Below are 16,004 nucleotides of genomic sequence, written 5' to 3' on the forward strand. Positions count from 1 at the left end.
TCTTGAAGGGAGACATCCATGGCCGACCGCCGCATCCTGCGCCTTGAGGGCCCAGACACCCGCAGTTTCTTGCAGGGCTTGGTCAGCAATGATGTCAACAAGGTACAGGACGGTCTTGTCTATGCAGCCATCCTGACGCCCCAGGGCAAATATCTTGCGGATTTCTTCCTTGCGGCGGATGGGGACGCAGTTCTCCTGGATGTGGCAGAGGCGCTGGCGGATGATCTCGTGAAGCGGCTCAAGATGTATAAGCTACGCGCCAATGTGACCCTTGAGGAGACCGACCTCAAGCTGCGCCGCGGCACCGGGGACGCCCCCGAGGGGGCCCTGCCCGACCCCCGCCATCCTGCGCTTGGATGGCGCCAGTATGGCAAAGAGACGTTTGACGATGGCAGCGACTGGGACGTGATCCGGGTGACGCATGTGATCCCCGAAACCGGCATCGAACTCACGCCCGACAGCTATCTCCTCGAGGTGGGGTTTGAGCGGCTGAACGGCGTCGATTTTCGCAAGGGATGCTATGTCGGCCAAGAGGTCACCGCACGCATGAAGCACAAGACCGAGTTGCGCAAAGGCCTGACACAGGTGGAGATCGACGGCACCGTCCCGGTGGGCGCACAGATCACCGCTGGCGGCAAAGCCGTGGGTCAGGTTTTTACGCAATCGGGCGGAAAGGCGATCGCCTACCTGCGCTTTGATCGCGCCAAGGGCGCGCTCGAGGCCGAAGGCACCGCGCTGCGCTGGCCCGAGGCGCCCGCCGAGTGAGGCAATTGCTTAACCCTTGCGCTCTACCTTCGCGGGATCGACTATAAAATAGAACCCGCAAGACCGTCGCGCCCAGAAGCGCACGCCTGCGCGGATCACAGAGAGGGACAGAATGCGGCGCTTATTCTCCAAGGCGATATTGACAACCCTACTGGTTGGGGCGGGGCTGGTTGGGGCGACTTCTGTCGCCTCGGCACAAGAGTATTGGGAATACGGCGACTGGCGCGTGTTCATTACCGACGTCGATACAGGCGAGGATCTGCGCCGCACCTGCCTTGCGATGACGGGCGGCGATGGAATGCCGAGCATCCGGCTCGAAATCACCGATGGGGACGCCGGCCCGCCGCATCACTTTCCCACCCCGACCTATTTCTCCAGCGTTCCACGCGGCCATCGCCCCCTCATTGGCAATGCGCAGGGCGTTGCCTTTGTCTTTGACCGGCAAGGTGTGTTCTTTGGCGTCGCCGAGGGCGGATATGACGACGATGGCATCGCTTGGAGTGCGGCCTCACCGCGTTGGCAGGATGCAAAGAACATGCTCCTGTGGATGAAGGCGGGTTCGCTCATGGAAGTGCGCGCACTCGACGCCTATCGCGCCAGCACAGAGGCTTATGTTGCCTCGATGCGAGGCTTTACCGCGGCCTATGGCAAGATGATGGACAGCTGCGGCCATTCTCTCGAGATCCCGCAATAGTACGATAAGGGGAACGCTCCCGCCCGTCGGGACGGCATGAACATGCCATCCCTCCCGTTGGGCCGGGCGCCGCTGCGCGGCGCGATCCCCCGAAGCCTGCGCACGAAAAAGCCCCGCGCCATCTATGGAGCGGGGCTTTGTCAGGTCTGGTATCAGGTCTGAACCGGCGCGGATCAGGCGCGCTCGGAGTATTCCATGGTCTCGGTGTTGACGATGATCATCTCGTCCTGCCCCACGAAGGGCGGCACCATGACCTTGACGCCATTGTCGAGGATCGCAGGCTTGAAGGAGTTCGCAGCCGTCTGGCCTTTGACCACCGGCTCGGTCTCGACGATCTTGCAGGTCACTTTCTGCGGCACGGTCGCGTTCAGCGCCTCGGACTCGTAGAATTCGACCACGATGGTCATGCCATCCTGCAGGAACGGGCGGCGGTCGCCCAGAAGGTCCGCGGGCAGTTCGATCTGCTCGTAGGTTTCGGTGTCCATGAACACCAGCATCCCGTCTGTTTCATATAGGAACTGCTGATCCTTTTGCTCGAGGCGCACGCGCTCGACCTTATCGGCAGAGCGGAAGCGTTCGTTGAGCTTGGAGCCGTTGCGCAGGTTTTTCATTTCAACCTGAGCAAAGGCGCCGCCCTTGCCCGGCTTGACGTGATCGACCTTGACCGCAGCCCAGAGGCCGCCGTTGTGCTCCAGAACATTGCCGGGGCGGATTTCATTGCCGTTGATCTTGGGCATGGAAAACTCTTTCAGGTGGTTGATGACAGCTTAATCACCCCTATATCCGGCGGGTGGAAGGCTGACAAGACGACGATATATCGTGTCCCGAGGAGAAGTGACCGCGAAATAGGCATGCACAAGATGCATAAAAGATATGCATCTTTGGGCTACCCGAATCGTCACAATTCCGCCATAAGGAGCGTCACGCCGAAAATGCAATAGCAAGAACAACAAAGGAAACGAGATGCGAGATTTCGTTGACGGCACCGCATACAACAACGAACAGGGCAACCGAGCACGCAAACTGTTTGCGGCGGTTGTACTGGCTGCACTGGATGATGCCATTGCCGACGACAAGAAATACGGCAACGGCCCCGAGCAGATCGCCCGCTGGGCACGTTCGCGCGATGGGCGCGAAGTTTTGACCTGCGCAGGCATCGACCCCAATGAACGTGTGGTCGAAGGCCTGATGGAATTCGTTGGTCGTGGTGTACGGACCTCTGTCGCGCTGTCGCGCGAAGAAAGTGAACGTCGTAATGCGGCGCAGGCCGAAGCGGCCTGAACGCAAAATCAGCTGCCAAGCTTTAGAGAAAAGCGCGTCCTGGGGGGCGCGTTTTTCTTTTTGCGCCCTTCCTTTTTGATACGCCCCCGGCCCGACCCTGCTGATGGCCGCTTTGCTCTCCTTGGGCGACGCTTGCGCGATTGACCTTTGGACGGCGGCGTTGCAACCCTGCGCGAGACACCTCAGCAAACGAGACCAGCAATGACCCCAAAGGCCCTCATGATCCAAGGCACCGGCAGCAATGTCGGAAAATCCATGCTGGTGGCAGGGCTAGCACGGGCCTTGCGCAAACGCGGCCTCTCGGTGGCGCCCTTCAAACCGCAGAACATGTCCAACAACGCCGCCGTCACCTCGGACGGGGGGGAGATCGGCCGCGCCCAGGCCCTGCAGGCCCGCGCGGCGGGGCTTGCGCCGCATACGGATATGAACCCGGTGCTCCTGAAGCCCGAAACCGATACCGGCGCGCAGGTCATCGTGCAGGGCAAGCGGCGCGGCACCCGCGCGGCGGGGTCGTTTATGCGCGACAAGGCGGGCCTTCTGGAAGCCACGCTCGAGAGCTTTCACCGCCTCGCAGCGCAGCATGACATTGTCCTCATCGAGGGCGCAGGCTCTCCGGCAGAAACCAATCTGCGCAAGGGCGACATCGCCAATATGGGCTTTGCCGAAGCTGCAGGCGTACCTGTCTTGCTGGTGGGCGACATCCATCGGGGCGGGGTGATCGCGCAGATCGTTGGCACCCATACGGTGTTGGAGCCAAGCGACCGCGCGCGGATCAAAGCCTTCGCCGTCAATCGCTTCCGGGGCGACCTTAGCCTTTTTGATGGCGGGCGGGATGACATTGCGCGCTGGACGGGCTGGCCTTCGCTGGGGGTGGTGCCATGGTTCTGGGATGCGTGGAAACTGCCGGCCGAGGATATGATGGACATCGCCTCCCACAAGGGCGGCGCTTGCAAGGTGGTGGTGCCGCAGCTTGAACGCATGGCGAATTTCGACGACCTCGACCCGCTTGCAGCAGAACCTGCGGTGACGGTCGAGATCGTGCCCCCCGGGCGCGCCCTGCCCGGTGATGCGGATCTGGTGCTGATCCCCGGCTCCAAATCCACTATCGGCGATCTGGCCTATCTGCGCACGCAGGGCTGGGACATCGACATCCTCGCTCATCACCGGCGCGGCGGACATGTGCTCGGGCTTTGTGGCGGCTATCAGATGCTCGGCCAGAGTATCGACGATCCCGAAGGTGTCGATGGCCATCCCGGCAAAGTCGCGGGGCTTGGCCTCTTGGATGTCCACACTGTTATGGCCGGAGACAAGCGCGTCACCCTGAGCGCGGCGCGCACACTCGAGGGGGATCTGCCTGTTTCTGGCTATGAGATCCACATGGGCCGCACCACGGGGCCGGATTGCGCGCGGGCCTGGCTCGCGCTCGAAGGCCGCGCGGAGGGGGCGACCTCTGCCGATGGGCGTGTGCGCGGCTCTTATCTGCACGGGCTTTTTACATCGGACGCGTTTCGGGCACAGTTCCTCTCCGACCTCGGACACCAGTCCGATCTGGACTATGACGCCGGGGTCGAGGCGACGCTTGATGAGCTTGCAGCCCATCTTGAACAATATATGGATGTGGAAGGCCTGCTCGAACTGGCCGAACCCATTCCTGTGCCTGAATCCTGAGATGCCCAGAGCGACTGACGCCAGCACGGCCCAACCAAACGACGGGTTGTGAAAAACAAGCCGGACGGGTGAAGGATGAGGAGTGAAGGATACTGGCGAAGGGCGCGACAGTTACAGTTACAGTTACAGTTACAGTTACAGTTACAGTCACTGGCCAAGGCAAAAAGACCGAGACCCCACTCCGGCGCAGCACAGGTCGTGTCAGCAATACATACGATCGGCCCAAGTGACCCGCGCTAAGTCACACGGTGTAAACCACAGGGCCCAGATCACCCGTTCCGGCTCATCAGGTGCACATCATGAGGTGCAGATCGACGCTAGGGGTGTGAGACTTCGCTTACAACAGCTCTTGTGTCGACAGAGCGCGCTGGATTTCGCGGCGCACCAATTTGCGCACATTGCGGGTGATCCGCTCGCCGAGCGCCCCCTGCAATTCCTCACGCACGATAGAGGTCACCAGCTCGCGCAGGCCTTCTTCGTCCATGAATTCCTCGCTGGCAGCAAGACGGTTCATGGTCGCCTCGGTGAGCGAATCCTGCGTCATGTCCTGTGCGGACTCGGCAAAGGATGCAGGCTCAGGCGCAGTGTCCTGATGGTCTTCCCACTGGATCGTCTCGACGGTAGGGCCGCTGTGGGGCACCGCCTCGATGTCATCTTCATTGATCTCAGGCGCGCGGTTGCGGCCCTCATCCGTGCCGGCGGCCTCAACGCGCCCAGCGGTTTCCAGCTCTGCAATCCGGCGCACCACAGCCGCCACCCGAGAGCTCTGCCCCGGGGAAGTCACGGCCTCATCGCCTGCAACCGTAGGTGTGGCGGTGGTCTCTGCAGCGTCCTGCTGCGCGGGCGCGGGTGCGGCATCCGCATTCTCCGCCACAGTGGGCTTCGAGGGCGTACCGGTCTCTAGACTGTCAAACAGTCGCGCGCCGGGGTCCCGCCACGGCGCATCCGCAGGGGCCTCAACAGGTGTTTCGATCGGCGCATCAGCTGCGGTATCGGCAGGGCTCGCAGGGCTCACCTGCGGCGCGACCTCACCCATGTGCTCCGGCTGAGCCTCATCAAGTGTCTCTTGAGGCGCAGCGTACTGCGGCTCTGCGCGGCGCACCGCATCAAGCGGGATCGGCGCGTTTGGTGCCTCGTCAAGCACGTCCTTCAGCCCGGCCTCATCAACCTCCACAAAGGGCGCTTCGGCAATCGGCTCTTCGGGTGCGGCTACGGGTGTCGGCTCAGGCGTTGCGACATGGCTCTGGCGCGCCTCATTCGGGGCCGCTGCTCTATCGTGCGGCGAACCTTCGGAGGCGGTGTCTTGGGCGGGGGCTGTGTCGTAGGCGGGGGCACGGTGCAACACCCGGCTTTTTTCAGCAGAGGCGCTCTTTTCGCGCAAAACTGAAACAGCGTCGCTTGCAGCGGCCCGCGTCGCCGCGTTGTCCTGAGCACCATTCGATCCCGTATCAGAGCGCCCCTCTTGCGAGGCTTGGGGCGCGCGGGTCGCCTCAGGCTCATGCACCCGCAACGCTGGCGTCAGCACCAGCCGGGACGCAGGTTTGGGTTGCGCAGACGGCGTTTCCTCGCGCCCGGTCTCGCGGACCAGTCGGCGGATGGAGGACAGAACGTCCTCGATTTCTGAATGGGTAACGGGATCAGACATATTTATGGGCCAAGCTCACCTCTTGCGGGCAAGTGTAGCCAGCTTGCCCGCATCACACAACAGCAACGTCAGAATCTCAGTTTTTTCTCAGAGCCTTGAGCACGCGGTCCAGATCCTGCCCACGCTTGGTGACAAAGGCCGGAGCCGAACGCACCTGGTTGTGATAGAGTTCGGGGTCATATCGCTCGACCGCGAGATTGAGGTTCTCAGCCGTCAACAAACCCTGCGCCTGCAACAGCTGATAAGCCGCCAGCGCCTGATTGGCACGCGCCGACAAACGGGCCGTTTGTGCATCCAGAAGCTCCTGCTCGGCCTGAAGCACATCAAGCGTGGTGCGCGATCCCAGCGTGGCTTCCTCGCGGATCCCGTCAAAAGCGACCTGCGCTGCGCGCACGCGCTGGTTCGAGGACACAAGGCTCGCGGCGGCGGTTTCAAACGCGGTATAGGCACTTGCTGCGCTGCTGGAGATGCTGCGCTGAATCGAAATCAAAGCGCCGCGCTCTGCATCGAGGCGTGCCAGATCCGCCCGGCGCGCGGCAGCCAGAGCGCCACCCGCATAAAGGGTCTGGTTGAGCGAAAGGCCGAGATCAAAGTTGTCAGCATTGGAGTCGCTGCTGTGCACCTCGCTATGAGTCGCACTGGCGGTGAATTTCACATTGGGGCCCATGTCGCGCAAAGAGCTGTCGGCGGTAAGCTGCGCCGCCCGCACCGAATGCTGCTGCGCACGCAGGCTCGGATGGCTGCGCAACGCCAGCGCCTGTGCATCCGAAAGCGATGCCGCGCGGCGCGGCAACGGCGGATAGGACGCCACCGCCCCCGGCGCGCGTCCGACCACCTCTTCATAGGTGGCGCGTGCGGTCAGCAAGGCACCGCGTGCATCGGTCAGGTTGGCACGTGCCTCAGCCACCCGGCTTTCGGCCAGAGCGACATCGGTGCGCGTCACTTCGCCCACTTCGAAACGGTCGTTGGCAGCGCGCAGCTCTTCCTGCAGCAAGCGCAGGTTGTTCTGACGCAGCGCAACGATATCCTGCTGAGTCAGGACGTTGACATAAGCCTGCACAGCCGCGAACAGCACCTGCTGCTCCACGTCCAGAAGGGTCTGCCGGGTTGCAAGGACGGTTTCCTGCGCCGCTGCCTGATCGAGCTGCGTGGCACCATTGTCAAAGAGCAACCACTCCATGCCGAGGCGCAAGGAGGCACCCGTGCTGTGGCTGGAGCGCGCGCCCCCAGTCCCAAAGCCCGTGCGGTTGTAATCGCGTGCAATCGCGAGGGTGGCTGTAATCACCGGACGCAGCCGCGCAACCGTGGCCGCAACCCCTTCGTCTGCGGCACGCAGCAGGGCTCGGTTCTGTTCCAGAAGGCCGCTGCTTGTATAGGCGCCGATCATCGCGTCGGTGACATTATCCGCACGCGCCTGCGGGGCGCTCAAGACGGCCGTGGCGAGGACGCCGATTGTCGCAAAAGCCTTAATACGCTTTGATTTCAATAGTTTTTGCATCCTGTCGCCTCGATGTCCGGAAGAGCTTTGCGCCCTGTTATCAATCTCGTTTGCGTCACACATATGTGAACGTCACACCAATTTGAAAAGAGCCTGCCTTGCAGATGTGGCCAAAAAGACTCGAGCGCGACAGGATCGCCGCCCTCAGAGCGAAAAGACCCTCGGCTTGGCAAAGCCCGGCAGCACCGGCGCGCCGGCATTGAATTCAAAACGCCAGGACACGCGCCCATTGCTCTTGTAGCCGATTTTCACCTCGCCCAGAGCGCCGTCCATGAACAGGGCCGCGATGCGACCACCATCCTTGAGCTGCGCCAGAAGCGCCTCAGGCACCTCTTCGACGCCGCCCTCGATCATGATCACATCATAAGGGCCATGTTCGGCAGCGCCCTCGGCCAGATCACCCTGATGCACGATCGCATTGTCGGCGTTGCTGGCGCTCAGGATCTCTTGCGCCTCGGAGGCCAGGCTTTCGTCTTCTTCCACCCCGATCACCATCTGCGCGAGACGCGCAACCACGGCGGTGGAATAGCCAAAGCCGCAGGCCACATCGAGCACCAGTTCATCCTGCCGCACATCAAGCGCGTCCAGCATCTTGGCAAGCGTGCGCGGCTCAGGCACCACGCGGCCCGTGCTCAGCGGTACGGATTGATCGGCATAGGCCACCTCGGCCTGGGAATCCGGGACGAATTTTTCGCGCGAAATGGCCAGCAAGGCTTCGATGATCGGGTATTTGGTCACATCCGCCGGACGGATCTGGGTGTCTACCATCATGCGGCGGCGGTCGGAGAAATCAGTCATCTGCTAAACTCATATGTTCAGGCATTCGAGTGGGTTTTGCCACATCGCCACCCGCGCGGCAACGGCCCCTTTTGACAATAGCAAAGGTTTGGCAAACCTGTTGCCTGCACTCTTCTGTTTGCATGGCCTGATCGCGCGCGAAGTGCCCTGCGCAACGGCAGGCGCGTTCCATTCTGGCGGCAAGTTAGCCGCTCACATCACAACAGCCCTCCACGGCAGGCCGTCCTCGTAACGCCCTTGCTGCGCCGCCCGCGCCTTGCGCTGAATTGGGCCGCACCGCGAAAGCGCACCCTGGCGCCCGACCTGCCGCCAACTGCAAACTCTAGGATCTGGATCGCAAAACGGGACCACAGCGCGTGAACGCGCCAGCCGATGCATCCAAACGCCGGTCACACCGGCCCGACCCAGACCCAACCAGACAGCCGCCGCATGAACCAGCGCATAGACAAATGCCCGTGACGCGGTCGACGCCGGTGTTTCGATAACGATGCTCTAGGGGTCAGGCGGACACTCTGGCCACAAATCTCAGGCCGAGCAGAACTCACAGAAAGGAGATTCCGGGTGAGCACTCAAATGCTCTGAGGAAATATCCGCACCACAAATGCGGCAATAGCCGTATTCGCCTGCCTCCATCCGGTCGAGCGCCGTCAAGATCGCTTTGACTTCGCGGCCCATCAAGGAGGTCATTTTGCTCTGTCGCGTCAGCAGGTTCACCTCATCGTCGATCGTCACGCCGTCGCGCGCGAGGGCCGACAAACCCTGCCCCGCCAGCATCCCCGACGAAAGCGCATTCAGCCGGGTCTCGAGACATTTTCTTTGAACGTTGAAATCCATGGTCTCTCCTCGCAAAACAAAAAAACCGATACAACTCAGAGCGCGCAGACACAGGGATCACCGGCCAAAAGCGGGACGCGCTCCAAGCGGGCGGCGCCCTCTCGGACGCGCGGCGAAACAAGGGGTCTGGTCGGGCTGCGAATCCCGAAGCTCACCCAAGCCACATTACAGAAAACACGCAACCGCAGGGCGATAAAGAAGCGACAATTCTATGCTGCATGTGCACCCTGGTCGCGCGAGGTCGCGCCGCTTTGGGCCTTGCGCTTTTTGCCAACTTCGGAAACGGTAATGTTATCAACACGGTCCCTGCTGGGGCCATCCGAAATTCTGCCCCGCGATGGAGAACCGAGCATGATCCGCCCCCTGATGATGGCGCTTATGATCTTTGGCCTTGCCGCCTGTGAAACCACCAAAGGCGCAGGTCGTGACTTGCAAAAAGCAGGTCAGGCCATATCCAACACGGCACAGAACGTCCAAAACGCGATCTGATCGGGCGCGCCTCTCCCGGGGCAGCCCTGGCCATCCGACCCGGCACGTCCGAGCCCTTGCACGCTTTCTATCTCAGCTTTGCAGCCGAGAGCGCCGCATCGATGCTCAACTGCTGCGACACCCAGGCCGCAAACAGCTTGATTAGCTCCAGGTCCATCGGCTCAAAGGGCGCGCGCGCCTCTGGTGACGTGAAGTTGAGCGTGCCAAAGACATGGCCATCCACGATCAACGGCACCCCGATATAGGTTTCAAGTAGGAACATGTCATAGCACGGGTGCGAGGCGATCCCGGACTGCGAAGCGCGATGATAGGCAACCGGCCCCTCGCCCGTGAGCGTCTGCGCGCAATAGGTCTCGCCGAGCTCAAATCGGGTACCCGGTTCGACCGGCGCCTCATGCGAATAGCAATACGACACCGTATAAGTCTGCCCTTGCACACAGCTGATAATCGCGGACATGGTCTGAAACCGCTCGCATCCCAGCTTGAGGATTTCATGAACCTTTTCATCGCGCGACAGCGCCTGGTTGGTGGTGATGTCAAACAACACCCTGAGCAAGGTCTCAAACAGGCGCGTTTGGGAAATGTCTTTGATCACAGCAAGATAGCCAACAGGCGCCCCATCTGCGCCCCGGATCGGGCCACCGGTGGTCTGGCTCAGGAAGGTCTCGGTATTGCGCCTGCGATAGGTCACTTCATAGCTGTGGTCCGATGCCGAAGGCACAGCGCTGAAATGCGCCCTGCCTTTTTCAAGATAGCTCTCATGTGAGGCATAAAGGAACTCGGTGGTTCGCCCGCGTACATCGCTGAGCGCATAGCCGAACAGTCGCTCAAAGGCCGGGTTGACCCAAGAGATCCTGCGCGCATGATCCGCCACGATCACGGCCTCTGGCAGGTCGCTAAACAACTGCGGCACCCGAAGTCCGCCCGCCGCCTCGAGCTCTGCCGCGCGGCTTTGCTCTGTGGATGCAATGTCCCCTGCGTTCATTTCACCCCCTAACTTTCACAAATTCACATTCAATAGTGTCACCCCTTATCGAGAACACAACCATCTGGCACCCGTCAACTGCGCTCAACCAAGGCGTGAAAATTTCAATAATGGCTTTATATACATGACCATAAAGGACAGAATCAGTAGGATTCCCATGCAAAACGAACCAAAACGTGACGCAACGGAAGCGAATACCACCCCCACAGAGGAACAGCACAAATTTCACTTTGCAGAATATTCATACCAAATCCGCGGGTCATCGCCTGCTCCGCTCTTAAGGGACACTGCCCTTCACGCAGTCGCCGGGCGGGCCCCGCGTGCTGCCCGCTCCGCCAATTGTCGCTAAACCAGCGCAAAACACGCTCTGCTCCGCAGCAAAGCAATGACGCCGTTTTATGGGCCTTGGTCACCAAAAGTTAAGGAGTGTGTCCGCAAACTATAACAGCGTGTATAATCACAGATCTCGAGAGTTCTGGCGGATCTGCGGGTAAGAGGTAGCGATCATGGCACATACAGCCCCTCACCATAAGAAGATCTCCACCCTGCACATGCTCGTCATTGGCCTGTCTCTCGCCATGACAATCGGCGCCTGGCTCTATTCGAAACACCAAGTGGACAAGCAGATCGAGGCCCGTTTCATCGCCTCGCGCGATCGCACCGTCGACCTCATCGTGGATCGCATGTCACGCTACGAGGATGCCTTGTGGTCCGGCGTCGCGCACGCCCGTTCCCTGAGCGGTGAGCTGAACGCGCGCGACTGGCATACGTTTTCCGAAACGCTTCACATCGAAGAGAAATACCCCGGTGTGAACGGTATTGGCTTCATTCACAATGTAGAGCGCACTGACCTGCCCGCCTACCACGAGGCAAGGAGCAGCGAAGGGCGGCCGATCCAAATCTATCCGGAGCATGATCTCGAGTACCTGCTGCCAATCACCTACATCGAGCCCGAAGCCGCCAACGCGGCTGCAATCGGTCTGGATGTGGCGCATGAAACCAACCGGCGCACGGGTCTGCTTGCAAGTCGCGACAGCGGCAGCGCGCGCATCACCGGGCCGATTGTGCTTGTGCAGGACAGCGGCAATACACCCGGTTTTCTGTTCTACACCCCGCTCTACGCAGGCCAAATGCCCACCACCGTCGCCGAGCGCCGGGAGCGGTTCCTTGGCGTTGTCTATGCGCCCTTTGTGGTGCGCAAGCTTGTGGAGGGCTTGCTTTCGAAGGATCTGCGGGATGTACGCTTCAGCCTCAGCGATGGCGAGGCGGTGATCTATGACGAACACGGCCCCGACGAGCCGCTGTATGACGTGGACCCGATGTTCACCGACACGGTCGTGGTCGACATGTACGGGCGAAAGTGGACGGTCAATCTGCGTACAAACCTGGCCTTTCGCGCACAGAACAGCTCTGCACAGCCCAGCCTGATCCTTGCCGGCGGACTGGTCATCGAAATCCTGGTGATCTCGCTGCTGGTGATGCTCTCGCGCTCGACCAAGCAGGCGCATAGTCTCGCGCGCGACCTCACCGCAGAACTGCGTGCCAAAACCAAACACCTCGAGAAGGCCAATGCCGAAATCGAACAATTTGTCTATGTGGCATCGCATGACCTGAAGACCCCCGCGCGCGGCATCGGGTTCCTTGTGGATGTGATCGAAGAAGAGCTCGAGGACGTGCTCAAATCCGCCCAAAATCGCGGCGAACTGCAGATGCAGCTCGATATGATCCGCGACCGCGTGGCGCGTATGAATGATCTCACCAAGGGCATCATGGAATTTTCGCGCGTCGGCCACTATGGCTCCGAGGGAGAGCCGCGCTTGCCTGTAAGCAACCTGATCGAGGACTGCGTGGCTGATTTTGAGGTTGATCCCAAGCAAGTCCATCTGGCCTCGGATGTGAGTGAAATCGCCTGCGACAGCCATAACTTCCGGCGGGTTCTGGAGAACCTGATCGGCAACGCTTTCAAATACCACCCTCACCCGCGCGCCGCCAAAGTCGAGGTGGCAATCAAGGATCGCGGAGATCGCCTGACAGTGAGCGTCAAGGACGACGGCAACGGCATTGCGCCGGAGTTTCACGACAAGATCTTTGACGTCTTTCAAACCCTACGCAAGGGAACCGAACCCGAAAGCACCGGCATCGGTCTGGCGATTGTGAAAAAGGCGATCCAGCGGCACGGGTTTGATATCACAGTAACCTCATCCGAGGGCCATGGCGCAGAATTCTCATTCTGTTGGCCCAAAGACCGCAGCCAGAGCAGCATGGACTTGGAGAACGTAGCCTGACATGACTCGTCAAATGAATATCCTGTTGGTCGAAGACGACGACCTCGACGCGATGATGATCAAGCGCGCCATGGCCCAGGTGGCCCCGGACGCCCATCTCATCAGAGCGACAGATGGCGTCGAGGCGCTTGAAATCGTGCAATCAAACCGCGTGGAAGATCCCTATTTCATTCTCCTTGATGTGAACATGCCCCGGATGAACGGCCATGAATTCCTGAAGGAGCTGCGCGCCAGCTCAGAGCATTCCGACACGATGGTGTTCATGTTCACGACCTCCGAAAGTGCGCGCGATATTGCCCGCGCCTATCAGGAGCGCGCCAATGGCTACATCGTCAAACCTCACGGCAAGGCAGCGATGAACAGCATCTTGGACACGCTCCAGCGCTACTGGACCACATGTGAGCCGCCGCGCACGCTCGCTTGATCTGTTTTCGAAGACAGTCTGGTCCCAGCAGAGGGGCTGAATTGACGCAGGCTCCCCAAGCCTTCAACGCCTCAGACGGCGTTTAACCTCTGCGCTGTGCGCACCGCAATCAGAACATCTTCGCGCCACCCAAGTCCGTGGCGCAGCACCACAGACGCGTTTCAAAGACGGCGCATTTCAAACAGGGCACATTTCAAACAGGACGCGCCAGAAAGAGGTCTCCACCCATTTTGCCGCGCAGATCGGGGCGCGCCCCGTCGCCAGGGCCCACCCCAAAGGATGCTCTCGAACACTGGTCCGCGGCAGTCTGCGAAACGATTCCTTGTGTTGGAATCCCCCCTGCGGACGCCTCGTTGAACGCGCGCGCCGAGGCACCACAAGTGTTCGCTTTCCGCCTTGCCGCAGATGCGCCCAAAAAATTGCAAGGCCTGAAAGAGAACACCGCACGCGCCGTATCAGAGATGATGCGCGTGCGTGACCTTCAGGGCATGCTCAAGGGCAGCTTTGTCAAAGGCTGGCGCTCCATTTGGTGAAACCGCCTCACGCGGACCAGCCGAGGCGTCCTGCTGCGTTGCTGCGGCTCGATCACTCGAACGGACCGGCAGCACCCGCCCCTCCATCACCGTGCCCCAGACCTCGATCTCGCGGATCGCCATGGGATCCACCTCGAGCGGGTTCTCGGCAAGGATCGTCATATTCGCCCGCTTGCCACGCACGAGGCTGCCGATTTCTTCTTCCATCTGCAGCGAATAGGCCGCTTCGATGGTGACGCCGCGCAGCGCGTCCTCGGCGGACACCGCCTGTTCCGGCGCCGCCACCCGGCCCGACGTGGTCACCCGGTTCACCGCGCACCACATCAGGAACAACGGGTCAGCTGGCGCCATCGGCATATCCGAATGGAGCGACCAACGCACCCCGGCCCGCGAGAGATCCCCGAGACGCACCATGCTGTCTGCCCGCTCGGCGCCAAGACCCACTTCGGAATACTGATCCGCAAGCGCCGTGACATAATAGGGATTGCCGCTCACGATGGCCCCGAGCGCCTTGATCCGCTCCACCTGGTCAAAGGCGCTGACGGCAAAATGCACGATGACCGTACGGTGATCAAAACGCGGATTGCGACGCATGTTGGTCTCGAGCGTCTCCAGCACACGATCCAACCCGGCATCACCGTTGACATGGATGTGCAGCTGATACCCCGCATCCCAGTAGACCCTGAACGCGCGCTCAAACAGCTCTTTCTCCATCATCCACTCGCCGTGGTGATCGTCGAGATAGGGCGCGCGCACCTGCATGAGCTGCGAATAGATCGCCCCATCCGAAAACAGTTTGGCCTGGCGCGGCGCGAGGCTTGTCATCCCGTAGTACCAGGATTGAAGCGCCTCTGACCGGGCAATGACCTCGCCGTCATCGGCGTAACTGGCGACCATGCTCTTGGCATCGACCATGAACGACCAGCGAAACGGCATATCCGGGCTGGAAAACACCGCATTGACTCCGTCCTGCACGGGTTTTGCAAGAATGCCGCCGGGCTCGTTGCCAAAGGTGATGCCCTTGCTGTGCATGAAGTCACGGCTGAGTTCGAGCCCAGCGCGCAGCTGTTCGGGCGTGGCCACCAAAGACGCAATATGAGGCAGAACCGCAAAAAGCCCCTGCTCCCAGAAATGGCCCTCCGCAAGGTTGGCCTGTTTCTGCGAGGCCGCGTCGAAGGCCTCCACCGCGGCCTGTGTCACCCCACCGGCCGTCAGGGCGGCGCTATTGAGGATCATCTCGTGGCAGGAGCGACCCCACACCAGAATGGGGCGCTCGGTGCTGATCCCGTCGAGATCCGCGCGTGTCAAAGGACCGTAAAAGGCGGGATGATACCCCCAGGTCACCACCGGCTCTCCGGGGGTGGTACGCGCCTCCACGGCTGCCGTGAGGCGTTTCATGAAGTCCGCCTTGTCCTTGACCGCAGGCACGGTGCCCGTCGGCAAGGCCCACTCCTCGATCGACAGGATCTCGGACGACATCGACAGCGCCGCCAGAACCGGATGATCATGCTGGCTGATAAACCCTGGCACGATGACCTTGTCGGCGAAACTGTCATCCACATCAAAGGGTTGATCCCCGAGCATCTCCTGCACCTCGCTGAGCGCGCCCACCGCGAGGATTCGCGTGCCGACAACCGCGATGGCCTCGGCCGAGGGTTGAGAAGGGTCAAGCGTGACAATATCGCGCGCGGTGAAGATCTTTGCCCGAGGCACCGGTGCAAACAACTTGCCGATCTCCGAGAGCGAGTTCGTCTGCCCAACTGCGCGCACGGCGGGCACCGTCAAACAGGCCGCCGCAACGCTGCCCTTCAACAGATTTCTGCGGTTCAAGGTCCTCATGTCATATCTCCCAAGAAGATGTCGCTCGAAAATATCTTTGGTCTTTCAAAATCGGGCGCAGCGTCACAGCGTGTCGCCCAATGCCGGAGCGCGGCAAAGTTCTGCGCGGCCCTTAACGATTTACGCTGAAATTATAGGCAAATCTGAGAGCAAAACAACCATAAAGAGTGCGCGGCGCAGCGCAACTCACCCAAAAGAATTCCTTCCAATCCAAGCGCTTAATAAGGAAATCCTGCGTCACCTACCATGGCGACAGCCCCCCCACG

Annotated in this window: 14 protein-coding genes; 7 read left to right on the forward strand and 7 right to left on the reverse strand. The window is 60.8% G+C overall.

Annotated elements, in window-relative coordinates; genetic code table 11:
- The first annotated feature begins 18 nt into the window (after positions 1-18).
- Together TM1040_RS14345 and TM1040_RS14350 are read left to right on the forward strand one after the other, a co-directional pair.
- Complete coding sequence (locus TM1040_RS14345) at positions 19-765, forward strand: YgfZ/GcvT domain-containing protein (RefSeq protein ID WP_011539310.1); 747 nt, start codon at positions 19-21, stop codon at positions 763-765.
- A gap of 112 nt (positions 766-877) precedes the next feature.
- Positions 878-1,459 (forward strand): hypothetical protein, encoded by a 582-nt coding sequence (locus TM1040_RS14350; RefSeq protein WP_011539311.1) that lies wholly within the window; start codon positions 878-880, stop codon positions 1,457-1,459.
- Between the two features lie 173 nt (positions 1,460-1,632).
- On the opposite strand, the gene efp is transcribed toward TM1040_RS14350, so the two are convergent.
- Positions 1,633-2,196 (reverse strand): elongation factor P, encoded by a 564-nt coding sequence (gene efp / locus TM1040_RS14355; RefSeq protein ID WP_011539312.1) that lies wholly within the window; start codon positions 2,194-2,196, stop codon positions 1,633-1,635.
- Between the two features lie 226 nt (positions 2,197-2,422).
- On the opposite strand from efp, the gene TM1040_RS14360 reads away from it, so the two are divergent.
- Together TM1040_RS14360 and TM1040_RS14365 are read left to right on the forward strand one after the other, a co-directional pair.
- Positions 2,423-2,740 carry a DUF6280 family protein gene (locus TM1040_RS14360; protein ID WP_011539313.1) on the forward strand — a complete coding sequence of 106 codons (318 nt, stop codon included), beginning with the start codon at positions 2,423-2,425 and terminating at the stop codon, positions 2,738-2,740.
- Between the two features lie 201 nt (positions 2,741-2,941).
- Positions 2,942-4,408, forward strand: coding sequence for a cobyric acid synthase (locus tag TM1040_RS14365; RefSeq protein WP_044026836.1), 1,467 nt, complete (start codon positions 2,942-2,944; stop codon positions 4,406-4,408).
- A 337-nt stretch (positions 4,409-4,745) separates the two neighbouring features.
- Here the strand turns inward: TM1040_RS14365 and TM1040_RS14370 are convergent, their stop codons facing one another.
- The 4 genes from TM1040_RS14370 to TM1040_RS14385 form a co-directional block, all read right to left on the reverse strand.
- Positions 4,746-6,053: a hypothetical protein gene (locus TM1040_RS14370; RefSeq protein WP_011539315.1), complete on the reverse strand. Its 1,308-nt coding sequence runs from the start codon at positions 6,051-6,053 to the stop codon at positions 4,746-4,748.
- A 76-nt stretch (positions 6,054-6,129) separates the two neighbouring features.
- Entirely contained in the window at positions 6,130-7,551 is a 1,422-nt protein-coding gene (locus tag TM1040_RS14375; protein ID WP_011539316.1) for a TolC family outer membrane protein, read from the reverse strand.
- A gap of 144 nt (positions 7,552-7,695) precedes the next feature.
- The gene (locus TM1040_RS14380; protein WP_011539317.1) at positions 7,696-8,349 is read right to left on the reverse strand and encodes a protein-L-isoaspartate O-methyltransferase family protein; all 654 of its coding nucleotides are present in this window, start codon (positions 8,347-8,349) and stop codon (positions 7,696-7,698) included.
- Positions 8,350-8,874: 525 nt separating this feature from the next.
- Complete coding sequence (locus TM1040_RS14385) at positions 8,875-9,183, reverse strand: TraR/DksA family transcriptional regulator (protein WP_011539318.1); 309 nt, start codon at positions 9,181-9,183, stop codon at positions 8,875-8,877.
- Positions 9,184-9,534: 351 nt separating this feature from the next.
- Between TM1040_RS14385 and TM1040_RS20075 the strand changes: the two genes are divergently transcribed.
- Positions 9,535-9,672: an entericidin A/B family lipoprotein gene (locus TM1040_RS20075; RefSeq protein ID WP_084789026.1), complete on the forward strand. Its 138-nt coding sequence runs from the start codon at positions 9,535-9,537 to the stop codon at positions 9,670-9,672.
- 67 nt (positions 9,673-9,739) lie between these two features.
- Here the strand turns inward: TM1040_RS20075 and TM1040_RS14390 are convergent, their stop codons facing one another.
- The gene (locus TM1040_RS14390; protein WP_011539320.1) at positions 9,740-10,657 is read right to left on the reverse strand and encodes a PAS domain S-box protein; all 918 of its coding nucleotides are present in this window, start codon (positions 10,655-10,657) and stop codon (positions 9,740-9,742) included.
- 506 nt (positions 10,658-11,163) lie between these two features.
- Between TM1040_RS14390 and TM1040_RS14395 the strand changes: the two genes are divergently transcribed.
- Both TM1040_RS14395 and TM1040_RS14400 read left to right on the forward strand, forming a co-directional pair.
- Positions 11,164-12,942, forward strand: coding sequence for a CHASE domain-containing sensor histidine kinase (locus TM1040_RS14395; protein ID WP_011539322.1), 1,779 nt, complete (start codon positions 11,164-11,166; stop codon positions 12,940-12,942).
- A gap of 1 nt (position 12,943) precedes the next feature.
- Positions 12,944-13,366: a response regulator gene (locus TM1040_RS14400; RefSeq protein ID WP_011539323.1), complete on the forward strand. Its 423-nt coding sequence runs from the start codon at positions 12,944-12,946 to the stop codon at positions 13,364-13,366.
- A gap of 455 nt (positions 13,367-13,821) precedes the next feature.
- On the opposite strand, the gene TM1040_RS14405 is transcribed toward TM1040_RS14400, so the two are convergent.
- On the reverse strand, positions 13,822-15,738 hold the full coding sequence (locus tag TM1040_RS14405; protein WP_011539325.1) for an amidohydrolase: 1,917 nt from the start codon (positions 15,736-15,738) through the stop codon (positions 13,822-13,824).
- Positions 15,739-16,004 lie beyond the last annotated feature (266 nt).

Origin of the sequence: Ruegeria sp. TM1040 (genome assembly GCF_000014065.1) — a bacterium.
GTDB lineage: Bacteria > Pseudomonadota > Alphaproteobacteria > Rhodobacterales > Rhodobacteraceae > Epibacterium.